The sequence below is a fragment of the Occallatibacter riparius genome (assembly GCF_025264625.1).
In the GTDB taxonomy this organism is placed as follows: Bacteria; Acidobacteriota; Terriglobia; order Terriglobales; family Acidobacteriaceae; genus Telmatobacter; species Telmatobacter riparius.
This window is the reverse complement of record NZ_CP093313.1, coordinates 3,970,368-3,992,955: the sequence shown is the minus strand read 5'-3', so window position 1 is coordinate 3,992,955 and position 22,588 is coordinate 3,970,368. Positions and strand designations below refer to the sequence as shown.

The window sequence follows — 22,588 nt, the reverse complement described above, 5'->3', positions numbered from 1 at the left end:
AATTCACCGGAGGTCACACCCACCATGCTCCACTCCCGCAAACTCATCATGGCCGCAATCGCGGCTGTTGCATTCACCATCGCCTTCCCCGCCGCTCGAGCGCAGATGGATCCCGAAGTAGGCGGCGCGCCCATGTTCGCCACAAAGAACATCGTTGAAAACGCGATGAACTCAAAGGATCACACTACTTTGGTCGCTGCTGTTAAGGCCGCCGGCCTCGTCGACACGCTGCAAGGCGCCGGCCCCTTCACCGTCTTCGCGCCCACGAACGAAGCCTTCGAGAAGCTACCCGCGGGCACGGTGGACACACTGCTAAAGCCCGAAAACAAGGACATGCTCACCAAGGTCCTCACCTATCACGTGGTTGCGGGACGTATCAGCGCCAGCGACCTCGAGAAGAAGATCAAAGCCGGCCATGGCAAAGCCGAGCTTAAGACCGTGCAGGGCGAAACTCTCACCGCCACATGGATGACCGACAAGATCATGCTGACCGACGAGAAGGGCAACATGGCTACCGTCACCATTCCCGACGTGTATCAATCGAACGGCGTCATCCACGTCGTCGACACCGTCCTGATGCCGAACTAGGTTAGGTCAGGGCTGGTAGGTCGGGGCTTTAGCCCCGACATCCAGGCCCGGCATGAAGTATGGGCTTTAGCCCCTGAGGTAAACAGACGGCGGATCAACAGAATCCGCCGCCGTCATCCTGCGCTCTTCCGCCGCGCCTTGTACGCATACACCACTGCCAGCAGCGGCGGAGCCGCGAGCACACCCCAGAATGGCCAGATGATTCCGAACAAGATCGGCACCGTCACGGATGCCCACAGCGGCACCTTCGCCGTTCGTCGCATGATGTAAGGCTGCAACAGCAATCCATCTACTACCGCAATCACCGCGTACAACCCCAGCACGTAGAGCGGATGCTCCCAATCCATCCACTTGATAGTTGCCGTCAACACTGGCCCTAGCAGCCCCAGAATCGCCCCAAATTGCGGCACAATCTGCAGCACCGCCGCGATGAACGCCCACATTGGCGCAAGCGGCACATGCAGAATCCACAACCCAATCAGCCACAGCGCTCCCACACAAACGGAGTCGATGAACTGGGCCACAATCCAGTTCTTCAGCGCCCCACCCGTTGTGCGTAGATGATCTCCGAAATCCATCGCTGCTAATCGAATCACAAACCCGCCGACACCGGCGCCGATTCAACCGTTCGCGCCACTTCCGCGACGCGCTTGTAAGACTCCAGTCGCGCCTCATGCGTGAACGTGTCAGTCGCCACAATAATCTCCGATGCGCCGGTGCGCTCAACGAGCCGCTCGATGCCTTCCTTCACCGTCGCGTTCGATCCGACAATGGCTGCGCCGAGCTTGCTCATCACCGCCGCCCGCTCGAAGTCGGTCCACAGCATATCCATCGAATCCACTGGCGGCAGCAACTCCACGGGCTGCGAACGAATCAGCCGCAGAAAACGCTGCTGCGGAGTAGTGAACAGCCGCTGCGCTTCGCCATCCGTCTCGGCCGCGATGATCTGCACGCCCACCATCATGTAAGGCTTCTCAAGCGCCGCGCTCGCCTTGAACTCGCGGTGATACAGATCGGCCGCGGCATACAGATACTCGGGCGCGAAGTGCGCGGCAAACGCAAACGGCAGCCCTAGCCGGGCGGCTAGCTGCGCGCTGAACAAGCTGGAACCCAGCAGCGTAATCGGCACATTGCTGTTCTGCCCCGGTGTCGCTTTCACTGCTTGCCCAGCACGAACCGGCCCAAGATACGTCCTCAACTCTTCGAGCAGCTCCGGAAAATCGTCTCCCGACTGCTGCAGGCTCCGCCTTAGCGCGCGCATGGTATGAAAGTCTCCGCCTGGTGCGCGCCCCAGCCCAAGATCGATGCGCCCGGGATACAACGCCTCCAGCGTACCAAACTGCTCCGCGACCACCAGCGGCGCATGGTTCGGAAGCATGATGCCCCCGCTGCCCACGCGAATGCTGTTCGTCTTCCCCGCGATGTGTCCAATCAGTACGGCCGTCGCAGAGCATGCCAGGCCGTCGATCGAGTGGTGCTCCGCGAGCCAGAATCGCTTATAGCCCCACTCCTCAGCGTGCTGGGCAAGATCGACAGACCGGGCAATAGCGGGCGCAGGGTTTTCATCGGGTTTCATGCCGACAAGATCTAATACGGAAATAGGAAGACCATTCATCATTCAGTTCCTTAGATTCCCCAGCCCGCGAGACGATGCTTGATAGAACCCCCCACTGTGCAATACTGCCGATGGTTCACCAAGAAAGTGTCGCGGGACGCTCCGAAAAATTGAACTGAAGGGGCGAAGAGCAGGGTGAGGACCACCTGACGCGTGCTGCGCGATCGGCAGACTGAATAATCGACCTTCAGACCCCGCGAGGATCGAAGAATTATGGCTGATTTGCTTGCCGTCTCCGGCGACATCACGAAACTCCACGTCGACGCAATCGTCAACGCAGCCAACAGTTCCCTTCTCGGCGGAGGCGGGGTCGACGGCGCCATCCACCGCGCTGCTGGCCCTGAGTTGCTCGAGGCGTGCCGAAAGCTGCACGGCTGCAAAACCGGCGACGCCAAAGCCACTCCCGGTTTTCGTCTCCCCGCGAAGTGGGTCTTTCACACCGTCGGCCCCGTATGGAACGGCGGTGGCCACAACGAAGACGACCTGCTCGCGAGTTGCTATCGGCGCTGCCTCGAACTCGCGCGCGAACTCAACGTGAAGTCCATAGCCTTTCCCGCCATCAGCACTGGCATTTATGGATTCCCCTCGGACCGCGCCGCGAAAATCGCCATCCAAACCGTGCGCACCAACATCGAAGGCACAGGCGTGGAGCGCGTTGAATTCGTCTGCTTCGGCGACGAGACGCGCAAGATCTACGACGACCTTCTTTCAGCTGTGAACTAAGAACCGCGAACTGAGAACTCACGAATGGACTACGTAAACCTCGGCAAGACCGGAATGAAAGTCTCGCGCATCTGCCTCGGATGCATGACCTACGGCTCGCCCGCAACCGGCGAGCTCAAGCCTGGTCGTCAGGCGTGGGCATTGAACGAAGAAGAAAGCCGCCCTTTCTTCCAGCAGGCGCTCGATGCTGGCATCAACTTCTTTGACACCGCGAATGTCTACTCCAGCGGCGACAGCGAAATTGTGCTCGGCAACTTTATCAAAGCCAATGTGCGCCGCGAGTCGGTTGTAATCGCTACGAAGGTTCACGGTCTCATGCGCGAGGAGCCCAACGGCAGAGGCCTTTCGCGTAAGGCCATCCTCTTTGAGCTCGACGAGAGTTTGCGCCGGCTTCAGACCGACTATGTCGATCTCTACCAGATTCACCGCTGGGACTACGAAACGCCCATTGAGGAGACACTGGAAGCCCTGCATGACGCGGTGAAGGCCGGCAAGGTTCGCTACATCGGCGCCAGTTCCATGCATGCGTGGCAGTTCGCAAAATCGCTCTACCTCGCCGACCTGCGCGGCTGGACCCGCTTCGTCTCCATGCAGAACCACTACAACCTGCTCTATCGCGAAGAAGAGCGCGAGATGGCCGGCCTGTGCGTCGATCAGAACATCGGCATGCTGCCCTGGAGTCCGCTCGCGCGCGGCCGCCTAGCGCGGCCCTGGGCTGCCGAAACCACGAAGCGCCTTGAAACCGACAAGTTCGGCAACTCCATGTACTCGCGCACCGAGCAGGACGACAAACGCGTCGTTGATCGCCTTGCCGAGATCGCCGCGCAACGCGGCACGGCCATGGCTACCATCGCGCTCGCGTGGCTCCTCCAGAAACCTGCTGTGACGGCTCCCATCGTCGGCGCCAGCAAACCCCATCATCTCGCCGACGCAGTCTCAGCAGTGGCTCTGAAGCTCACGCCCGAAGAGATCAAATCTCTCGAAGAACCCTATCAACCACATCCCGTCCTCGGCTTTGCGTAAAGCATGAGGCAGTGTCGGACCCCGGGAGTGGGTCCTTGCCGCAATCAACTGAAACTGGCAGCCGAGAACTCGCGATACAAGTGACGGCCATCACGGCGCCCGCCCGCAAATCGCGCTACCCTATTTTTCGGCTAGCAGCCTATTCGGTCTCAGCGGCCTCTGTAGGAATAACGGAAGGGTTACTAAAAAATTAGCTACCCCTCCCCCTGTTTTTACTTCTCCGTACGTTCGCTTTTTAGGCTCATTTTTATCGATAAATAACTCAAATAAAATAAGTTAATCCATCTACATGAAACAATATATTTACGAGGCGATGAAATAGCGAAGCAATCCAAAAAGTTACTATCCGGTAAACAGACAAGCTGGCTATCCATTTGACTCAGGTCCCTGCGCACTTGAAGCGTGAACAAACCTTTCTGGAGCGCAACTCCATCTCAGTCTCCCGGTAGGTATTCCGAAAGGAGACAAAAACAAATGCATTTCAATCTGTTTCGCCGCGGGCTGCTTTTTTCCTCGGCTGCGGTTCTGGCCGGCACGCTGACTGTCGCCGGCTGTCACGCCAATCACGCCGACGAGAAAGACGCAGTCACCAATTCGTTGAAGACCAATTCGCTCGGTGAGGTAAGCGTCTCGCAGGATCGCGAAAAAGGCGTAATGACGCTGAAAGGCAACGTAGCCACCGACGACCAGAAGCAGCAGGCCGGAACTCTCGCGCAGCAGGCCGCCCCCGACTATCAAATCGCCAACGAAATCGGCGTACGTCCTCCCAACGCTGACCAGGCTGGCTCTGTAGCATCGAACGTTGACAACGGCATTGAAGACAACTTCAAGGCCGCGATCAAGGCACACAAGGCCCTCGACGATCAGAGCATCCGCGGATCCGCCAAGAACGGCACGCTCGAGATCAAGGGCTCTGTGAAGACCGCTCAACAGAAAGAAGAAGTAGAGAAACTGGCGAAGAAAATTCCCAACGTGCAGCAGGTAGTCAACGAGCTTGAAGTCAAGCCCAATAAGCACTCCTCCGCTGCAGGCGAGTAAAGGCCCCGCACAAAGTTTGTAGAGTCAATAGAAAGCCCCGGCGCCATCAGTGGCTCCGGGGCTTTGTATTTCCTAATGCCTGGACTTTTAATCTCTTCTAACCGATCGTCATCACCAGCTTGCCGAAGTGGCTGGCTTCTTCGAGCCTGGCCAGCACCTCGCGTGCGTGACTCCACGGGAAGTCTTCTCCGACCGGCCGCAGCTGGGTCAACGAAATGGCGCGGTTCATGTCGATGAAGTCCTGGCGCGATCCCACGTAGATGCCCCGCAACCGCGCCTGCTTGTGCAGGATCGCCGGTAGCGGCAGCGGTTCCGGAGCCGCAACGCCGGTCAGCACTCCCACCTGCGCAATCGTTCCACCCATACGTAGCGCGCGCAGTGACCGCGGCAATGTACCCAGGCCGCCTACTTCGACGATCAGGTCTACGCCTTCCCCGGTCTGCTCCATAGCCCAGCGGTCCCACTCCGGAACCTCGTTATAGTTCACGCCCGCGTCCAGCCCCAGATCGAAGGCTCGGTTGAGCTTCTCCTGGTTGCCGGAGATGCCCAGTACCTTCGCGCCTTTCAATCGCGCGAACTGCAATGCGAAAATCGAGACCCCACCGGTGCCCTGGATCAGAACCGTCCCGCCGGGCTTCAGGTCGCCCGCGCATAGCGCGTTCCAGGCTGTAACTGCCGCGCATGGCAGCGTCGCCGCTTCCTGGAAGCTGAGGTGCTCGGGGATTGCGACCAGCCCGTCCTCGCCCAGCAACACGTACTCGGCCAGCATGCCGTCGACGTCTCCGCCCAGTGCGCCCTTCACCTTTTCCGGCGAGGGAGGCCCATCGATCCAGTTCTGCATGAAAATGCCAGCCACACGATCGCCCGGCTTCCACTGCGTCACGCCGGAGCCCACGGCAACCACTTCGCCAGCGCCGTCAGAGCATGGGACGCGGGGCAGCTTGAGCTTGGGGTTGTAAAGACCTTTCACCATCATCAGGTCGCGGTAGTTGAACGAGATGGCATGCACGCGTACGACGACCTGGCCTGGGCCCGGCTGCGGATCCGGCCTCTCTACAAACTCCAGAGAATCGATGCCGAACGATGAAATTTGCCAGACGTGCATGCTGTCTCCTAGATGCGTAACTCGATGATCTTATTGCTTCTTAAGCAGCCTAATCCAGTAAAGTGAGACGCCCGAAACCAAAACACCCGTAAAATAGAGGATATATGGCTCGCGGTTGGGAAAGTAAATCGGTGGAGGAACAGATGGCAAGCATTGAGCATGCGCCTGCGCATGCCGGGTCTGTATACCCTGACTTGGATGCCAAAAGGGCAGCAGAGCAGGACCGCACGCATCGCGCGCGTCAGAAGCAGTCGCTCGAGTTGCAGCGCGAGAATATCCTCTCGCAGCGAACGTCGAACCCGGGCCGCCGCGCGGCGCTGGAAGCTGCTCTCAAGCAGATTGAAGCCGAGATCGAAAAACTCGGATAAATAAGCCCGCCGAGTGCGGGTTTTTCGTGGCCGCTTACACACCGTCCCTGGCCGCGAGCACCTCAGCACGGCTTCTGACTGCTTCCCCCGGCACTCTGTTATCTCCGAGTCGAAGGCGAAGAACCCGCCTTTGCTTTGGTGTTTTCCCACTCCCTGTTTTCTGATTTCTGATCCTCTTCCCCGCTGCCCAACTCAGCTGCCGAGTTCAATAGCGTTCCCATTCAGTTCACCCGGAGTGCGCGGGATCCAGTGTAAATACACCCGATCCCCCCTGCTGCCAACAGTCTGCCGCTTAGGTCGAACCAAATCCATAAACACTACATATAGTGGTCGCTTCAACCCTGTTACCCAACTAGACCGCTTGTCCTGATTTGCTGGGAAGGAACGCTCACAGTCCGGCATTTTCCTGTTGGACAACCTGCCGAGCTGGGCTATGATCTCATTCGAGTGGGAGAAAAGGGAGCAAAAGAGAGTTTTGTGGAACGGTTTCTTCGAACTTAAGGCAAGAGTACTCCCAAATTCGACCACCTTCGTAAGTTTTCGCTTCTTGGGCATTCTGGGGAACCTGCCCGTTAAGCGGACCGCAGTAACCGATGAATCGCCGGATTTAGAGATTCAGCCTTAGTTCTAGTAGGTGAAAGTATGTTTCGCGGCAACCACCCGGCCAAGGTCGACGAGAAGGGCAGGCTCAAGCTCCCTTCTGCCTTCAAGGCCCTGGTGGATGCCGGCAGCGTGTCCCAGTTTTACGTCACCAGCACCGACGGGGAGAGCGCCCAGGTTTGGCCGCTGCCGGAGTGGGAAAAGCGGGAAGCGCAGCTCGCGGAATCGAGCGAGATGGAAGAAGCCGTACAGAAGTATCTCAGCATTACGAGCTACTACGGCCAGCAGGTTGAAATGGACGCGCAGTCCAGGTTGCTGATTCCGCAGATTTTGCGGAGCGCTGCTGGACTGGACGATGAGGAAGCAGCGGTGATCGGGATGGGCAGCTATATCGCCGTCCACAACCGCAAGCGTTTTGAACAGACGGTGCTGGGCAACAAGCTGACCCGCGAAGACTTTGGAAAGCTGGCGGATATTACCCGCCGGAAGCAGTAGATGGAATCCCCCCAGGGGGAGCGCATGGAAAGAGAACGCCATGTGCCGGTTCTTTTAAAGGAAGCGTTGCACTATTTGGCTGTGAAGCCAGGCAGCACTGTGGTCGATTGCACCCTCGGGCTCGCCGGGCACAGCTCCGAAATTCTTCGGGGGCTCGGGCCGCAAGGCAAGCTGATCGCCTTCGACCGCGATCCGCAGGCGATGGAGTTGGCGGCGGCGCGGCTCTATGCGGTTCGTGCAGAGCTCGGCAGCCAGGCGCCGCAGGTCGAGTTGATCGGAGACGCGTTCAGTTCGGCTCCGATGCATTTGGCTGACGGATCGGTCGACGCGCTGCTGGCGGACTTTGGGGTCAGCAGCCTGCAGCTAGATGAGGCAACGCGAGGATTCAGTTTTATGGCGGATGGGCCCTTGGATATGCGGATGGACACGCGCCGGGGCGAGACCGCCGAACAGGTGGTAAATGAGGCGAGCGAGCGAGAGCTGGCAGACCTTATCTACGAATACGGAGAGGAAAGGAGGTCGCGGAGAATCGCCAGAGCCATTGTTCGGGGGCGGCCGGTAACGACGACAGCGCAGTTAGCGCAAATTGTCAGAGCCGCCGCCCCGGCAATGAAACAAGATCGGATTCACCCGGCAACGCGGACGTTTCAGGGATTACGCATTTATGTGAATCGCGAGCTGGACGAGATCAAGTCACTGATGGAGGCCGCACCAAAGTTGCTTAAGCCCTCCGGACGAATGGCCGTCATCAGCTTCCACAGTTTGGAAGATCGCATTGTGAAGGACAGCCTGCGCGAGGGAGCGCAGAAGGGGATCTGGACGATCCTGACGAAGAAGCCGGTGACGGCGGAAGAAGAAGAGATTGAGCGCAATCCGCGCTCGCGCAGCGCGAAGTTGAGAGCGGCGGAAAAGACAGGGATCAGGGCACCGGGCATCAGGGGCCAGAAGCTAGGAGACAGACATGGCGGCAGCAACCACAACCTTTGAAGTCGGCCGCACCTGGACGGCCCGCGTCAGCGAGCGCAATAGCGAGCTGATGGCGCAGCAGGCGCTGCGTCGCCGCGGCGTTCGCACGCCCGAGTTTTATTTCAGCAAGCATTTCGATAATTCACGGCTGGTGAAGGCGCCCGATCCGGTGCGCGTGCGCGAGATGCGCGTCTTCACCGCGGCCGTCACAGTTCTGTTTTCTCTGATCATGATCTACGGTCTGCAGCACTTCAGCGCCATCGAGCGCTCCTATCGCGTTGAGGCCGAGAAGCAGCAGATAGATCAATTACGGGAAGAGAATCGCCAGCTCAAACTGAGCGAGGCGCAGCTTACGCAGCCTTCGCGTATCGACACGAAAGCACGCGAGCTCGGGCTTGCGGCGCCGCAGCCTGGACAAGTGGTCCATCCCAGCGCTCGCGTCGACGCCTCGGCTCCGGCACTGGCCCAGATCAATGCCCCGGCTCCGCCGGTGCAATAAGCAAGGCGCATTCACAGTTCCCCGGAGCAACGCCCATGGAGGCCGCAACCCTTCGCAATCGTAACCGTAGTCGAACTACCATCGCGCGCGCTATCCCTCTCCGGGTAGCGCGCTTTTGGCTCATTTGCCTGTTCTTCTTCGTTTGGGCGGCTGCCATCTCCGGACGTCTCTTTTATCTCCAGATCCTGCGCCACCAGGAGTACATTGATCGCGCTCAGAAGCAGCAGCAGCGCACCTTTGAAGTAGCTCCGCGGCGCGGTGTGCTCTATGACCGCAATCTGCATGAACTTGCGATGACCGTGCAGGTCGACTCCTGGTATGCGGACCCCAGCGAGATTGACGACAAGGACGAAGCAGCGCGGCGGCTTGCCGCGATCGTGCACACTGACTCCGCAGACGGGCAAACTGCTGAAGACCAGATCCTCAATCGCCTGAATACGGGCGGGCGGTTTGCGTGGATTGCGCGGCGCGTTTCGAACGAGACCAGCGCGAAGGTGAAGGCGCTCAACCTGAAGGGGCTCTATACGCAGAAGGAGTTCGAGCGCTTCTATCCCGACAACGAGATTGCCGCGCAGGTGCTCGGTTATGTGGGTACCGATGATACGGGGCTCGGCGGGCTGGAGCAGAAGTTTGAAGGCCCGCTGCACGGCGTGCCGGGGCGCATGTTCACCGCCATGGACGCGCGACGCAAGGTGCTGGGTTCCACGGAAAAGGAGCCTGAGCCGGGGCAGAATCTCGTTCTCACCATTGACTCGAATATTCAGTTCCTGGCTGAGCGGGCTCTCGATCATGCGATGGAACGCGTGCACGCCGACAACGGAACGGTCGTGATTCAAGATGTGCACACGGGGCAGATTCTGGCGCTGGCAATCCGTCCCACCTTCAATCCGAACCAGTATCGGCACACGACGCCAGCTCTGTTGAAGAACCACGCGGTGAGCGATGTTTATGAACCGGGCTCGACGTTCAAGCTGGTGGCGTACTCGGCGGCGCTTGATGCAGGCGTAGCCAAGCCCGATGACATGGTGGACTGCCAGGGCGGATCGATCACCCTCGCAGGGCGCGTGATCCACGATAATCAGGGCGAGCACATGGGGCTGGTTACCGTGCAGAAGGCGCTTGAGGAATCGAGTGACGTGGGCGCGATCAAGATGGCGCTCAAAGTGGGCCAGGATCGCTACTACAACTACGTGCGCGCATTTGGATTCGGGCAGAAGCCAGGTGTCGAGCTACCCGGCGAGACACGCGGCTTGCTGCGCCCGGTCAACAAGTGGAGCGGGTCCTCGATCGGCTCTGTCGCCATGGGCCAGGAGATCGGCGTGACGCCGCTGCAACTGGTTTCGATGGTGTCGACCATCGCCAACGGCGGAACCTACCTGCCGCCGCATGTGCTCATGCCCGCCCAGATACAGACCGCGGCCGACAAGTCTGTGGCCCAACAGACGCCTCAGCCCATACGGCTCAATGAGGACCTGCCCAATCCCCTGCCCCAGGGCGCGCGCCGGGTGATCTCCGAGCTGGCCGCGGCGCAAATGCGCAAGATGATGGAAGGCGTGGTGCTGAACGGCACGGGCAAGAGCGCGCAGCTCAACGGCTACTCCTCCGGCGGCAAGACGGGCACCGCGCAGAAGGTCGATCCGGCCACGCACACGTATTCGAAGACGATGCACATCGCATCGTTTGCGGGAATTGCGCCGGTGAACAATCCGGTGATCGCGGTGGCCATCGTGATGGATAACCCCAAGGCCGGCTCTTATTACGGCGCGGCGGTTTCAGCGCCGGTGTTTCAAGAGGTCGCGCAGCAGGTGCTGGAGTACCTGGGCGTGCCGCACGATGAGCCGGTGCGCCCAGGCAAGCTTCCCAAGGAGACCCACCAACCGACCCGCGAGGACGATCACGACGAGACCGGCGAGGACATCAACGCGCTTTATGCAGCGGTGAACGATCTGCCCAATGACGACGCGCTGCGGAATCAGACTGCTCAGGCGGTTCAGCCGGCGGCTCAGACCGTTAGTGCCAAGCCAGCGGCTTCGACGGCTGCTCCGGTCGCCCAGTCGACGACAACTGCGGCGGTAGCGCCCGCCAGATCATCGTCCGCAGGCCAGCCTCGCACGATCACGGTGAGCGAGGTTGTGGTCAAGCAGACCAAGCAGGTGAAGGTGCCGTCGTTTGTGGGGATGTCGATGCGCCAGGTGATCGAAACCGCAGCCGGTGCAGGGCTCGAAGTTCAGCTAGCCGGTAGCGGCACGATCCGGGAACAAGCCCCTTCGCCGGGAGCTATGGTTTCACCAGGCACCAAAGTCGTCGTCCGCGGCTCGCACTGATCCGCTAATGCTTTCAATACGTGCACGGTGAATAGCTCTGTCACCGCGAACCTCCGCAAAAACACGGTTGCGCCCGCCCTCAGTGCGAAGAGCGCAACGATGAGTCTTGCCGAATTGTCAGGGGGCTTCAGAGGTGAAAGGCGTGTCGTACTCGTACCGGGTCTTCAGCTTGGGGCAGGCGACAAAGGTTTTCTCGTCGCCGCAATTCTCAGGCTTCGCGGCAGGCCGGGGAATAATCTCGATTTTATGGGCAATTGGCGCTACAGGCGTTTTCGGTGTCACCAATCCCCTTTCCATACCTGGAAGCCGAACCGAGGCCACGTTGGCCACTGAACCGGACTTGGCTCCCTTCGCAGTGAGCCCTTGGTCGATCGTTGAAGGGTGAAGAGGCGATGTTGCGGGGGCGTTGGGATGTGGCGCTGCGCTACGAGAGACGCCCGCATCAGGGAAACGGAAGGATTGGGGGCGGGCAGGCGGTGCGACATTGGCAGTCGCCCCCGAAGACGCTGCTGCTGGATTGGGAACAGGAGCCGGAGTCCGAGCGACAGGTTCGCGCGGAGGGTAAACCACGGCATGCCTCGACGGGGTTGACGGTACCGCGCGGCGGGCTCTGCTGGCTCGCAGCGCTTTAGGCACTGCTTTGATGTGCGGGCGGTTCGCCACCGGGATGCTGGGCAAGTCGGCTGGCTTGGATTCGACAGGGGGAGTGTTCAGATCGCTGCTGGACCCCTTATCGTGGCTTAACCCCTGATCGGACGGCGCCTCGGGCTGCGGTGTGGAACCTGGCTTCGGCCCCTGAACTGTGGGCGGAGTGGAGATTGCACCTGCTCCGGGCTTCTTACCTTCGGTTCTTACGAGAAACACTGCCAGGAGAATGTTCAAGACGAACAATGCTCCGACGAGAAGGCGCGCGGAGAGAGGCCATGACCGGCGAGCAGCTCGGCTACCTCTGGTTCTATCCCTCTCGGACTCGTCAAAGATACCCAACTAATGCTCCTGGCGGTTCCGTCTAAGCGGGAAACTGCGCGTCGATATTTGATGCGCCCGGACTTTCAGCGGGGTGCAACTTGAATCATATTCCGATGATGGATCTTGTGCACGCGTGGCCATCTCTCAGGGCGTGGCTGGCGTTAACTCCTCGATAATGTTCCTTCCATTCCCGATGCAGCCGCCCAGCGATCGCCTGGCTGGGACCATTCTGCGTTCTTCCAAACAAACTATTTATAAAGAACGGCTTAGGTAAAGAGATCGCAAGCTTTATATCGCTGCCTATTGGTTGGGAGGGGGAGGGGGGGTATTGATGTTCGAGTAAACCCATGCCCTCTTGGCTCTCCTGTATTGCTCCGCATAGCGGGGGAGTGGGGGGGTGTCCCCAGCCTGGGTTCGGCGGCTGTATTGCTCCGCATAGCGGGGGGGTGGGGGGGGTGTCCCCAGCCTGGGTTCGGCGGCTGTATTGCTCCGCATAGCGGGGGGGTGGGGGGGTGTCCCCAGCCTGGGTTCGGCGGCTGTATTGCTCCGCATAGCAGGGGTCCCAGTGCGGACGAAGTTCCGGATTGGAGGAGGCGAGACATGGTTTCTGACCGCCGCCAGGGCGAGGGGACAAAGATTTCCTGTACCGTCCCGGAGACAGTGAGTGTCCATGATGAGCCAGAATCGGTGGGAAGTTCCGTGATGGCGATCACGGGTCGATTTGGCAGCTGGAAAAAGCGAACTGCGTTCGGCGCGAACCCACGGGACGCGCGGCGGGTGTGGTCGCCTGACCCAGGCCAAGTCCTCGCGTTGCTCAGACTTGGCCTAGGCTAGTTTCGTTGCGCCACTGCCGGGGCGCGTTTTTCGTGCTTGCATAATGGCAAGCCAGTTCCTGGAGTAATTCCGACTTGGTATGTCGCGTCGGGGGCTAAAGCCCTAGAGAGTCTTTGGAGCAATTTGCGGCCTGACTAAAGTCAGGCCCTGATACAAAGCCCGCCAAGCCTCTGGGGGATGAACCTTCCGCGTTGTGGAGATGCAAGACATGGTTTCGCGGATCTCGATCCAAGGCTGACCGTCGGTCTCCCAGCCCAGCAGAGCCAGGATGGGGAAGCCCTCAAAGCTTGGATGGGCGCAACCGGAATCGGCTGAGGCAGGCTACGTCTGGCTGCTGCTTTTGTGTAGGAGGACGCCAAAGATCACTGTTCCGAGCCAGAACAAACTAATGGTCGTAATGACGGCGTCTGCGGAGAAAGTCTCAATTCGATGCAGGCCGCTGGGGACTCCCGCACCCGCAAAAGCGCGCAGTATTCCTCCTGCGAGCGCGATCGCAGATACAGACACGAAGGCGATCCGTTCATTGGCCTTCGCGCTCCCGGACCTGGGTAGATCGATCGGAGCGTTGCTGGGCTGCCGCACAAACCAGATCCAAAGCACGATCATTCCAATGGCCGTGCTCGCATGCTGGAGCAGTTTGTAATACGGCACTGACCCGGCAATGGGCAACCGCACCGTGTAGCGCAGAAAAATCCAATGCTGGTAAGGCCAGAAGGAACGGTGCGTGAACGAATCCCAAAGGATATGTGTCGCTGCTCCTATGAGAATCGAGACCAAAACGAGCGCAATCTGAGCGACACCTTGAAAGGGCGCGGTGCGTGAATCGAGTTTCACCCTTCGACGAACGCCGTTCGGCGACCACAACCAGAGTGGGTGTTTGGCGTATTTGTGAAACAGCCAGAAGACGGCCAAACCAAGTGGCAGATCGAGCGCGAAGAGACCGGGCAGTGTATGGCCGAAACCTCCCTTTGGAGCAAGCCGCACGAAGTATTCGAAGTCAGGCGCAAAACAGCCGATCACGACGCCCGACGCGATGAGTTTCGTGCGGCGAAACGGTAGCGCCGCAGCGGCGTGGGCGAAGGTGAAGGGCATCTTTGAATTATGGAGTATCGCCTGCTTTCCGGCAGGCATCCGTCGGGATCGTGGTCTCCCACCCCAGCAAAGCCAGGATGGGGCACCCGTCTGACTAATCGTGCCCTGATGAGTGGCCGGTGAGATTCGGGGTCCCTTCGGCTGTCCGGGAGCGTTACGCGGGGGCTAAAGCCCCGGTCGAAACAGGGAATCGGCATGCGGGCTGCCTGAAGGCAGCCCCTGATACGGGGCACTGACGAAGTAGGGAACGGGGATGAGTCGGGTCCGGGGCGGTGCCCGGACCTTGTGGCTATTTGTTGTAGCGCTGCTGGTGCCAGGCCCAGGCGGTGCGGAGGATGTCGTCTAGCTGGGTGTAGCGGGGTTTCCAGCCTAGCTCTTTGATAGCTTTTTCGCTGCCGGCTACGAGGAAGGCGGGGTCGCCGGGGCGGCGGGGGTGGAGTTCGGCGGGGATGGGATGGCCGGTGACGCGGCGGGCGGACTCGATGACTTCTTTGACGCTGAAGCCTTTGCCGTTGCCTAGGTTGAAGATGAGGCGGCTCGAGGATTCGAGGGCGTCGAGGGCGAGCAGATGGGCGTCGGCCAGATCGGAGACATGTATATAGTCGCGGATGCAGGTGCCGTCGGGGGTGGGGTAGTCGTCGCCGTAGATGCGGATGGACTGGCGGCGGCCGAGGGCGACGTCGAGGATGAGGGGGATGAGGTGCGACTCGGGCTCGTGGGCTTCGCCGCGGGTGATGCCGCCGTCCGCGCTTTCCGGCGCGCCGGCGACGTTGAAGTAGCGGAGCGAGGCGTAGCGGAGGCCGTGTATCTGGTTCATCCAGCGGAGCATGTGCTCGACGAGCAGCTTGGATTCGCCGTAGGTGTTGGTGGGCTGGAGGCGGGCGTCTTCAGGGATGGGGACAACTTCGGGCTCGCCGTAGACGGCCGCGGTGGAGGAGAAGACGAGCTTGCGGGGGCCGCTGGAGAGCATGGCCTCAAAGAGGCTGAGGGTGGAGGCGGTGTTGTTACGGAAGTAAATTTCCGGTTTGACCATGGACTCGCCAGCTTCAATGAGCGCGGCGAAGTGCAGGACGCCGTCGAAGGGACTTCCCTGCTCTTTTGCTTCGGTGAAGATGCGCTCGAGATGGGAGCGGTCGGCCAGCTCGCCGAGGATAAACTCAACGCCCTGAGGCAGAAGGTCCTGTCGACCGTGGCTGAGATTGTCAAAAACGACCGCCTGATGACCGCGGTCAACGAGGAGGCCGGCGACCGTGCCTCCGATGTATCCTGCACCACCGGTTACAAGAAGCTTCACAAAAAACCTTTCCCTCGGTAGAGCGGTTATGATTTAGTCTGAGTCTATTAAACCAAACAGGCGGGCTCCGGGATGGTCTTGAATCCCCCTCAAAAGACCTTCAATTAAAAGGCAAAATGGAGTTGAGCCGGCCTGGTAATTCCTGACTCTCGCGATTTGATGCCTCAGACGCCTTGGATAAGTGTACGCGGAGCGCCTGATGTTTCTTGAACTTGGCCGAGTTGACTCGAAGGTAAATCGAGAGAGCGGGCGTATCTACCACATTTCAGGGATGCCGACCGGTAACCGCCTGATCTATTTTGGGTACAACAGATTCCCCGAATTCCCCATCCGACTTCATGGGGATAGTGTTTCATTGGGCAGGGCAGTTGGATTCCGCAACCCATGGGCGGGCCCTGGCAGATTGATGAAACCTCTAAATCAACCGGACTGGGACCGAGGTCAAGCTCATTACGTTCAGGCGATGAAGTGCACGCATGAGACGCCGGATCTCCAAGGTCGGAGGGGATCAAAGCACGCGAGCATGCAGCCAGAAGCTACCGACTTTTTTGCCGCAGGGCGGGAGATTTGCCCTGTCGCCGTGTTCGATTACGACGAGGATTAAAACATGTCCAGCAATGGGTATCCAATCAGGGCGAATTTCGGGCTCCTGCCTGAGCCGCAAAAGAGTCCTGCGTCTTTTATAACCAGCGCCGCTATCAACCTGACGATTCTTGGCGTGGTTCTGTACATCGGAATGACTGCGAAGCGTGTCATTGAGACGCACAAGTTTGAGCAGACGGAGCTTATTTTCCCGACGACTCCGCCGCCTCCGCCCATGAAGCTGAAAATTCCGCCTCCGCCGAAGATAGAACCGCCGAAGCCCGAGGTGAAGCTGGAAGCACCAAAGATCAATTTGCCCAAGCCGGAACCCAAGCCGGATGTGAAGCCGGTGAATCTGGAAGCCAAGATGAAGGTTCCGGTGGTGAAGGAGGCGAAGCCCTCGGTGATTCTGGCTCCGCAGCCGAAGGCGGCGCTGACGGCAGCGGCGCCGGCGCAGGTTACCCAAGTGAAGCCTTCGACGGCGCCCGTACATCTGGGCGAGACGTTCGGCGTGACGCCGAATCCGGGAGCGACCAAGCCGGCGACGGTGGCGGCAATTGGCAATCCCTATGGCGGGATGAACGGGCCGGCTGTTGCGCCGCGCGGCGTAGTGGGATCGACCGGGATCGGCAATGGAACGAAGTCCGGATCGAATGCCGGCGTGGTTGGCCACGTAGCATCGGCGGGAATTCCGGGAGCGACGGGTACCGGCAACGGAACGTCGGCCTACGGCGGCGGGAAGGTCGCATCGGCGGGAATTCCAGCGATGCAGCAGGCTGCGGTGGCGACTCCGGCGGCGAACGCGGTTCCCAAGTCAACGAATCTCGAAGTGCTGTCGAAGCCGCCGGTGCAGTACACGGCCGAGGCCCGCCAGCTCAGGGTGCAGGGCGATGTAGTTCTGCGGGTTACTTTCACGGCAAATGGGCAGGTAATTATCCAAGGGGTCGTGCATGGGCTGGGACACGGGCTGGATGAGGAGGCTCGCCGTGTTGCCCAGCAGATTCGTTTCCGTCCGGCCACTCGCAACGGCCAGGCGGTGGATCTAACAACGAACATTACCATCACGTTCCAATTGGCTTGATATCATTGCGATACAAAATCAGCCGGGGTAGATGGCAGGTCTGCTGAGCGGCAGCTCCACAACCTCCGGCAGGAGCATGAAATGACGTATAGGAAGATCCCCTTTTGCCTGCTGATTTCAGCGCTTTGCATTCCTTTAGCGTTCGCGAAAAAGCAGCCGAAATATGAGATGGCTCACCAGCTCACGCCAGAACAGGCGGCGCTGGTCCAGAGGTCGGTTGAGCGCGAGAAAGTTCTGATCAAGGCGATCCAGCAGCGCACGCCGCTGGTGGAGACTTACATCCAGGACACGAAGCCGGACCAGAAGCTCTACCAGGTTCCTATCTCCGACACGTACATGCTGAGCCGGGTTGATTTCGGAAAGGGATTTTTTGACCGCGCTTACGAGCCCCGCGAGAACAAGAAAAAGGGCGGCTGGTTCAAGAACTCGGTTGGCTCGATTTCAGGCCTCACGAAGGCGCTGGGGCTGGACACGAAGTTCACCTACAATCCGCTGGGATTCACGGAGATGATGTTCCTGGATCCGAGCTCATTCGACCAGAACCACTACCAGTTCAGCTATGTGAGGCGCGAGTTTCTGGGAACGGTGCGGACCTGGGTGTTCGACGTTCATCCGAAGACCAATGGGCAGGGGCGCTTCTACGGGCGCGTGTGGATTGAGGATGAGGACGCAAACATTGTCCGCTTCAACGGCACGTTCACGCCACCGACCAATGAGGATTCCTCGAAGTACTACTTCCACTTCGATAGCTGGCGCATGAATGTGCAGCCGGGCATCTGGCTGCCGGTGGCCGTGTACGTGGAAGAGTCGCAGCGCACGGAAGGCGAAAAGGGTGTTGGCCTGAAGGCGCAGACGCACTTCTGGGGCTACAGCCTGAAGCTGCCTACGCGCGACAGCGAGAATGTCAGCGTGAAGGTGGACGAGGCCGAGGATAAGAGCGAGGACTCGCAGGATGTGAGCCCACTGCAGGCGCAGCGCGAGTGGGTTCTGCAGGCCGAGAACAACGTGCTCGATCGTCTGACTGAAGCAGGCCTGCTGGCTCCGCCGACGCAGGGCGGCTACGAGCAGACGGTGCTGGAGCAGATTGTGACGAACCTGGCGGTTCCGAACAATCTGGCGTTCACCACTCCGGTGCGCTGCCGCGTGATGCTGACCAGCACGATTGAAATGACGACGGTGGGCAACACGATCATTGTGAGCAAGGGCCTGGTCGACTCGATGCCGAATGAGGCCACGATTGCTTCAGTTATAGCGATGGAGCTGGCGCACATCGTGATGGGGCATCACATCGATACGCGCTACGCGTTCAACGATCGGCTTCTCTTCCCCGATGAGTCGACGTTCCAGCGCATCAACATGTATCACACCGATCATGACAACGACGATGCGCAGAAGCGGGCAATGCAGTATCTGCAGGCGTCGATGTACAAGGATCAATTGCCCCAGGCCGGGCTTTTCTGGACGCAGCTTCAGGATCGCGGCAAGGTGCTGAAGAACCTGAATACTCCGAAGCTGGGCGACAGCCTCCTACGTGCGGACGGCACGCCGTGGATGAGCGATCTGTCGCACCAGTCGCCGAAGATCAACTGGGACGACCTGGCACAGGTTCCGGCGCTCCCGCTGGGAAGCTGGTTGAAGACCGACCCGTGGGACGATCGCGTGCACATGCTGAATGCGAAGCGTTACGCTCCAATGAATCCGCGCGACAAGATGCCGCTTGAGGTGACGCCTGTGTACTTCAAGCTGCAGCGTTACAACGCGTCGAATGTGGCGCCGAATTCGGCAAGCCCGGGAGCGCAACCTGGCGGGGATCCGAATCAGAACCCGACTGGGACGTCTACGCCGCCTCCTGCTGCAGCGCAGCCGGCGGCGGGCGATACCTCGGCTCAGCAGCAGCAACAACAACAGCCCGCTACGCCGCAGTAACAATCCAAGGCCTAGCGGTTCGGTAGAATGGCCGGGAGTGCCCCTCCCGGCCATCTTCGTTTAGCAGATCGACCATCCAAAGAACTACATGTCCTTGCACCAATTTCGCTTTGTAGAAGGCTTTGCCCATGAATAGATCTGTGATTCTGGTTTTCATTCTTTTTGTGCTTTCGATCGCGGGACAGCGATCTGTCAGCGCGCAGGCCGTGGAAGCAATGGACGGTGGCGGCCTCTACATCAACGCGGGCGGCATGGCCAGCGGCTTCATGCCCGGCGATTGGAATCAACCTGTGATTGGCGGCGGAGCGTACGTCGACGTCCACTTCAGCCACTGGGTCCAGTTGGAAGCAGAGGGACGCTGGATGCGCTGGAATGGATACTTCGGCGAGACGCAGGACAACTACCTGATTGGTCCGCGCGTGCCGGTGTACCGGGTGGGACGGCGCGGGCAGCTCTACGGCAAGGCGCTTGTGGGTTTGGGGAAGATGCATTTCTCGCAACTCGACGCTTACCAGAGCGGATCGTTCACGGCGCTGGCGTTCGGCGGCACGTTTGACTACAAGCTGACGCGCAAGCTGACTCTGCGGCCCGTGGACTTTGAGTATCAGTACTGGCCTGTGTGGATTCCGAATAAATCGCTGTCGCCGTATGGCGTGAGCGTGGGCATGTCATACCGGGTGTTCTGAGGGCGGTTGTCAGTTTTCAGTGGTCAGGCATCAGTAGCCTGGAGTCGAGCGCTGCGTGGGAGACCGTGCGGCGCTTTTCTTTGTCTGCGTGGCGGCGGGTAGAATTCCGAGCGAGAGAGGTTGCGTGTGTCTACTGCATTTGTGAAGGCGATGATGGGTACGGCGCTGCTGAGCGGCGTGGTTGCGTTAAATTGCGGAGTGTTGGCGCAGGCGCCTCGCACTCTGCCGGTGACGATCGAAGGCGATCACTTTGTTCGTGACGGCAAGCCCTACCAGATCATCTCCGGCGCTATTCACTACCCGCGGGTGCCGCGCGAGTACTGGCGCGATCGTTTGCAGAAGGCGCGAGCGATGGGGCTGAACACCGTGGAGACGTACGTGTTCTGGAACCTGCATGAGCCGCAGCCTGGCGTGTTCGACTTTAGCGGGCAGCTCGATGTGGCGGCGTTCATCCGCATGGCGCAGGAAGAGGGGCTGAACGTGATTGTGCGGCCGGGTCCTTATGTGTGCGCGGAGTGGGAGGCGGGTGGATTTCCGGCATGGCTGTTTGCCGATCCGGCGGTGAAGGTGCGTACGCTTGACGCGAAGTATCTGGAAGCCGCAGACCGCTATCTCATGCGGGTGGGCAAGGAGCTCGCAGGGCTGCAGGTCTCGCGCGGCGGGCCGATTATCGCGGTGCAGATCGAGAATGAGTATGGATCGTTTGGGCAGGACAAGATGTACATGGAGCACGTGCACCAGACGCTGATCAAAGCGGGGCTGGGTGAGGGGCTGATGTATACATCCGACGGCGCGGATCAGTTGCCGAACGATGCGCTGCCGGGCGTGCTGGCGGTGATCAACTTCGGGCCGGGCGAGGCGCAGAACGATTTCGCAAAACTGGCGAAGCTCAGGCCGGGACAGCCGCGGATGACAGGCGAGTACTGGGATGGGTGGTTCGATAGCTGGGGCAACAAGCAGCACGCGCACACGGATGCGGAGCAGCAGGCGAAGGAGGTCGACTGGATTCTGAGCCAGGGGAACTCGATCAACCTGTATATGTTTCATGGCGGGACAACGTTCGGATTCATGAATGGCGCAAACTTCGATGCGGGGCCGAACGGGCACTACTATCCGCAAACGACGAGTTACGACTACGATGCGGCGCTGGATGAGGCGGGGCGGCCGACGAAGAAGTTCTTCCTGCTTCGCGATGTGATTCAGAAGCACACCGGCGTTGCGCCTCCGCCGCTGCCGCCGGAGTTGCCGATGGCGACTGTGCCGGAGTTTGCGCTGAATGAGTCGGCGTCGTTGTGGGACAACTTGCCGAAGCCGATTGACGCGGATGCGCCGAAGCCGATGGAGGCCGTGGGCCAGACGTATGGATACATTTTGTATCGGACGCAGATCACGGGGCCTGCGAAGGGTGACTTGAATCTGGGCGAGGTGCGGGACTTCGCTACGGTGTATGTGGATCAGAAGCTCGCGGGCACGGCGGATCGGATGAAGAAGCAGACATCGGTTGCCTTGGATGTGCCGGCGGGCAAGCACGTGCTGGATCTGCTCGTCGAGAATACAGGGCGCGTGAATTTTGGGGCGCGTTTGACGGATGGGCGCGCGGGGATTATTGATCCGGTCACGCTGGGTGGACGGGCGCTGACGGGCTGGAAGATTTATTCGCTGCCGATGGGGTCTTCCGATCAGATTCAGCATTGGGGGACGACCGGAAGTGCGGCTCGGGGGCCCTGGTTTCATCGTGGTTCGTTCACGCTCGATAAAGTTGCGGACACATATCTCGACACGAGTGCGCTGGCGAAGGGGTTCGTGTGGGTGAATGGGCACAACGTGGGGCGCGTGTGGGATATCGGGCCGCAGCGGTCGCTGTTTGTGCCGGCGCCGTGGCTGCGTGCGGGAAAGAACGACGTGGTGGTATTTGACTATGCGGAGCTGCCGGCGCCTATCAAGCTGCGCGGGGTTGCGGAGCCGGTGTGGTCTGCGAAGCAGGCGGGGAATGCTGCAGCGCAGTAGCATCGAGCGACTCGCGGCGGCTTCGACTGGGATTACCTCGAGCGAGTCAAAGACAACTGCGGGTCCCTCCGTCCGCTGAAGAAAGCGCGCGGACTGTCGGGATGACACCTCGGTGGCGAAAGCAGGACTATCTCTTGCGGGAAGAAGCTTTTTTCGGAGCTGGCTTGCGAGGCTTCTTTGGCGCGGGGCGGGCAGGTTTTTGCGAACCCATGGACGAGATGGCCTTCTCTAGCTCGGCGAGGCGCGCTTTGAGCTGAAGCAGTTCTTCGGATTGAGGAGATGGTGCGGAAGCTGCAGGCTTGTTGTTGCCGGCTGCGGGTTGCGCGGCTGCGGGATCAGAGGCGGCGGCTCCCGGGACCGGATTCTGCAGAAAATCGAATGGGTTGATAGTCGGGACCATGGCGCGATAGGTGCTCTGGTAGAGGTCGAGCATGGCCTTGGTGTAGCGGACAGCGCTCTCCTGGCTGGCGCGGCCGGAGGCGATGACCATCTGGCGAAGGATGTCGAGGGGGAAATTGGAGTCGGATGTCTTGGCGCCTTCGGCGATGATCTGCGTGAGGATGAGGCGGGTGATGTCCTCGCCCGAGGCGGCATCGACAACCTGGACGTCGTAGCCCTGCTGCACGAGCTGGGCGACCTCTTCGAGATTGACGTAGCGGCTGTTAGTCGCGTCGTAGAGGCGGCGGTTTTCGTACTTTTTGATGAGAACGGTGTCGGATGCCATAGATGATTTCCCATTTTATGGCAATTGGCCCTTGACAGGCTGAAGAAAG

At 59.9% G+C, this 22,588-nt stretch carries 19 protein-coding genes; 13 read left to right on the top strand and 6 right to left on the bottom strand.

The genetic code is table 11. From position 1 onward, the window contains the following. Nucleotides 1–24: 24 nt before the first annotated feature. Nucleotides 25–588, top strand: a complete 564-nt coding sequence (locus tag MOP44_RS16220) for a fasciclin domain-containing protein (protein WP_260791203.1) — start codon at nucleotides 25–27, stop codon at nucleotides 586–588. Between the two features lie 113 nt (nucleotides 589–701). Here MOP44_RS16220 and MOP44_RS16215 read toward each other — a convergent pair whose 3' ends face one another. Next, nucleotides 702–1,166, bottom strand: a complete 465-nt coding sequence (locus MOP44_RS16215; RefSeq protein ID WP_260791201.1) for an AI-2E family transporter — start codon at nucleotides 1,164–1,166, stop codon at nucleotides 702–704. A gap of 14 nt (nucleotides 1,167–1,180) precedes the next feature. Further along, nucleotides 1,181–2,203 (bottom strand): LLM class flavin-dependent oxidoreductase, encoded by a 1,023-nt coding sequence (locus tag MOP44_RS16210; protein WP_260796665.1) that lies wholly within the window; start codon nucleotides 2,201–2,203, stop codon nucleotides 1,181–1,183. Nucleotides 2,204–2,416: 213 nt separating this feature from the next. On the opposite strand from MOP44_RS16210, the gene MOP44_RS16205 reads away from it, so the two are divergent. The 3 genes from MOP44_RS16205 to MOP44_RS16195 all read left to right on the top strand — a co-directional run bounded on the left by MOP44_RS16205 (nucleotide 2,417) and on the right by MOP44_RS16195 (nucleotide 4,987). Beyond that, nucleotides 2,417–2,926, top strand: a complete 510-nt coding sequence (locus tag MOP44_RS16205; protein WP_260791199.1) for an O-acetyl-ADP-ribose deacetylase — start codon at nucleotides 2,417–2,419, stop codon at nucleotides 2,924–2,926. A gap of 24 nt (nucleotides 2,927–2,950) precedes the next feature. After that, on the top strand, nucleotides 2,951–3,949 hold the full coding sequence (locus tag MOP44_RS16200) for an aldo/keto reductase (protein ID WP_260791197.1): 999 nt from the start codon (nucleotides 2,951–2,953) through the stop codon (nucleotides 3,947–3,949). 474 nt (nucleotides 3,950–4,423) lie between these two features. Further along, on the top strand, nucleotides 4,424–4,987 hold the full coding sequence (locus tag MOP44_RS16195) for a BON domain-containing protein (RefSeq protein WP_260791195.1): 564 nt from the start codon (nucleotides 4,424–4,426) through the stop codon (nucleotides 4,985–4,987). A 97-nt stretch (nucleotides 4,988–5,084) separates the two neighbouring features. Here MOP44_RS16195 and MOP44_RS16190 read toward each other — a convergent pair whose 3' ends face one another. After that, the gene (locus tag MOP44_RS16190; protein ID WP_260791193.1) at nucleotides 5,085–6,092 is read right to left on the bottom strand and encodes a zinc-dependent alcohol dehydrogenase family protein; all 1,008 of its coding nucleotides are present in this window, start codon (nucleotides 6,090–6,092) and stop codon (nucleotides 5,085–5,087) included. A 143-nt stretch (nucleotides 6,093–6,235) separates the two neighbouring features. On the opposite strand from MOP44_RS16190, the gene MOP44_RS16185 reads away from it, so the two are divergent. The 5 genes from MOP44_RS16185 (at nucleotide 6,236) to MOP44_RS16165 (ending at nucleotide 11,344) form a co-directional block, all read left to right on the top strand. Then, complete coding sequence (locus MOP44_RS16185) at nucleotides 6,236–6,460, top strand: hypothetical protein (protein ID WP_260791191.1); 225 nt, start codon at nucleotides 6,236–6,238, stop codon at nucleotides 6,458–6,460. A 642-nt stretch (nucleotides 6,461–7,102) separates the two neighbouring features. Then, on the top strand, nucleotides 7,103–7,555 hold the full coding sequence (locus tag MOP44_RS16180; protein WP_260791189.1) for a division/cell wall cluster transcriptional repressor MraZ: 453 nt from the start codon (nucleotides 7,103–7,105) through the stop codon (nucleotides 7,553–7,555). Between the two features lie 24 nt (nucleotides 7,556–7,579). After that, nucleotides 7,580–8,542 (top strand): 16S rRNA (cytosine(1402)-N(4))-methyltransferase RsmH, encoded by a 963-nt coding sequence (rsmH, locus tag MOP44_RS16175; protein ID WP_260791187.1) that lies wholly within the window; start codon nucleotides 7,580–7,582, stop codon nucleotides 8,540–8,542. Then, nucleotides 8,517–9,020 carry an FtsB/FtsL family cell division protein gene (locus MOP44_RS16170; RefSeq protein WP_260791185.1) on the top strand — a complete coding sequence of 168 codons (504 nt, stop codon included), beginning with the start codon at nucleotides 8,517–8,519 and terminating at the stop codon, nucleotides 9,018–9,020. The genes rsmH and MOP44_RS16170 overlap by 26 nt, the downstream gene beginning before the upstream one ends. 35 nt (nucleotides 9,021–9,055) lie before the next feature. Beyond that, entirely contained in the window at nucleotides 9,056–11,344 is a 2,289-nt protein-coding gene (locus MOP44_RS16165) for a penicillin-binding transpeptidase domain-containing protein (RefSeq protein ID WP_260791183.1), read from the top strand. 2,124 nt (nucleotides 11,345–13,468) lie between these two features. Here MOP44_RS16165 and MOP44_RS16160 read toward each other — a convergent pair. Together MOP44_RS16160 and galE are read right to left on the bottom strand one after the other, a co-directional pair. Further along, complete coding sequence (locus MOP44_RS16160; RefSeq protein WP_260791181.1) at nucleotides 13,469–14,239, bottom strand: DUF4184 family protein; 771 nt, start codon at nucleotides 14,237–14,239, stop codon at nucleotides 13,469–13,471. Nucleotides 14,240–14,528: 289 nt separating this feature from the next. Beyond that, nucleotides 14,529–15,533, bottom strand: a complete 1,005-nt coding sequence (gene galE / locus MOP44_RS16155) for a UDP-glucose 4-epimerase GalE (protein WP_260791179.1) — start codon at nucleotides 15,531–15,533, stop codon at nucleotides 14,529–14,531. A gap of 607 nt (nucleotides 15,534–16,140) precedes the next feature. Between galE and MOP44_RS16150 the strand changes: the two genes are divergently transcribed. From MOP44_RS16150 to MOP44_RS16135, 4 genes are all read left to right on the top strand, one after another. Then, nucleotides 16,141–17,196, top strand: coding sequence for an energy transducer TonB (locus MOP44_RS16150; RefSeq protein WP_260791177.1), 1,056 nt, complete (start codon nucleotides 16,141–16,143; stop codon nucleotides 17,194–17,196). Between the two features lie 81 nt (nucleotides 17,197–17,277). Next, on the top strand, nucleotides 17,278–19,122 hold the full coding sequence (locus tag MOP44_RS16145) for a M48 family metalloprotease (protein WP_260791175.1): 1,845 nt from the start codon (nucleotides 17,278–17,280) through the stop codon (nucleotides 19,120–19,122). A 128-nt stretch (nucleotides 19,123–19,250) separates the two neighbouring features. Next, the gene (locus tag MOP44_RS16140; protein ID WP_260791173.1) at nucleotides 19,251–19,808 is read left to right on the top strand and encodes a porin family protein; all 558 of its coding nucleotides are present in this window, start codon (nucleotides 19,251–19,253) and stop codon (nucleotides 19,806–19,808) included. Nucleotides 19,809–19,934: 126 nt separating this feature from the next. Beyond that, nucleotides 19,935–21,815 carry a glycoside hydrolase family 35 protein gene (locus tag MOP44_RS16135; RefSeq protein WP_260791171.1) on the top strand — a complete coding sequence of 627 codons (1,881 nt, stop codon included), beginning with the start codon at nucleotides 19,935–19,937 and terminating at the stop codon, nucleotides 21,813–21,815. A gap of 127 nt (nucleotides 21,816–21,942) precedes the next feature. Here MOP44_RS16135 and MOP44_RS16130 read toward each other — a convergent pair whose 3' ends face one another. Then, complete coding sequence (locus MOP44_RS16130) at nucleotides 21,943–22,539, bottom strand: polyhydroxyalkanoate synthesis regulator DNA-binding domain-containing protein (protein ID WP_260791170.1); 597 nt, start codon at nucleotides 22,537–22,539, stop codon at nucleotides 21,943–21,945. Nucleotides 22,540–22,588 lie beyond the last annotated feature (49 nt).

What these genes read in the sequence shown, in the direction of transcription:
- MOP44_RS16220 (WP_260791203.1), top strand. Translation starts at nt 25, where the DNA reads ATGCTCCACTCCCGCAAACTCATCATGGCCGCAATCGCGGCTGTTGCA.
- MOP44_RS16215 (WP_260791201.1), bottom strand. Translation starts at nt 1,166, where the DNA reads ATGGATTTCGGAGATCATCTACGCACAACGGGTGGGGCGCTGAAGAAC.
- MOP44_RS16210 (WP_260796665.1), bottom strand. Translation starts at nt 2,203, where the DNA reads ATGAATGGTCTTCCTATTTCCGTATTAGATCTTGTCGGCATGAAACCC.
- MOP44_RS16205 (WP_260791199.1), top strand. Translation starts at nt 2,417, where the DNA reads ATGGCTGATTTGCTTGCCGTCTCCGGCGACATCACGAAACTCCACGTC.
- MOP44_RS16200 (WP_260791197.1), top strand. Translation starts at nt 2,951, where the DNA reads ATGGACTACGTAAACCTCGGCAAGACCGGAATGAAAGTCTCGCGCATC.
- MOP44_RS16195 (WP_260791195.1), top strand. Translation starts at nt 4,424, where the DNA reads ATGCATTTCAATCTGTTTCGCCGCGGGCTGCTTTTTTCCTCGGCTGCG.
- MOP44_RS16190 (WP_260791193.1), bottom strand. Translation starts at nt 6,092, where the DNA reads ATGCACGTCTGGCAAATTTCATCGTTCGGCATCGATTCTCTGGAGTTT.
- MOP44_RS16185 (WP_260791191.1), top strand. Translation starts at nt 6,236, where the DNA reads ATGGCAAGCATTGAGCATGCGCCTGCGCATGCCGGGTCTGTATACCCT.
- MOP44_RS16180 (WP_260791189.1), top strand. Translation starts at nt 7,103, where the DNA reads ATGTTTCGCGGCAACCACCCGGCCAAGGTCGACGAGAAGGGCAGGCTC.
- rsmH (WP_260791187.1), top strand. Translation starts at nt 7,580, where the DNA reads ATGGAAAGAGAACGCCATGTGCCGGTTCTTTTAAAGGAAGCGTTGCAC.
- MOP44_RS16170 (WP_260791185.1), top strand. Translation starts at nt 8,517, where the DNA reads ATGGCGGCAGCAACCACAACCTTTGAAGTCGGCCGCACCTGGACGGCC.
- MOP44_RS16165 (WP_260791183.1), top strand. Translation starts at nt 9,056, where the DNA reads ATGGAGGCCGCAACCCTTCGCAATCGTAACCGTAGTCGAACTACCATC.
- MOP44_RS16160 (WP_260791181.1), bottom strand. Translation starts at nt 14,239, where the DNA reads ATGCCCTTCACCTTCGCCCACGCCGCTGCGGCGCTACCGTTTCGCCGC.
- MOP44_RS16150 (WP_260791177.1), top strand. Translation starts at nt 16,141, where the DNA reads ATGTCCAGCAATGGGTATCCAATCAGGGCGAATTTCGGGCTCCTGCCT.
- MOP44_RS16145 (WP_260791175.1), top strand. Translation starts at nt 17,278, where the DNA reads ATGACGTATAGGAAGATCCCCTTTTGCCTGCTGATTTCAGCGCTTTGC.
- MOP44_RS16140 (WP_260791173.1), top strand. Translation starts at nt 19,251, where the DNA reads ATGAATAGATCTGTGATTCTGGTTTTCATTCTTTTTGTGCTTTCGATC.
- MOP44_RS16130 (WP_260791170.1), bottom strand. Translation starts at nt 22,539, where the DNA reads ATGGCATCCGACACCGTTCTCATCAAAAAGTACGAAAACCGCCGCCTC.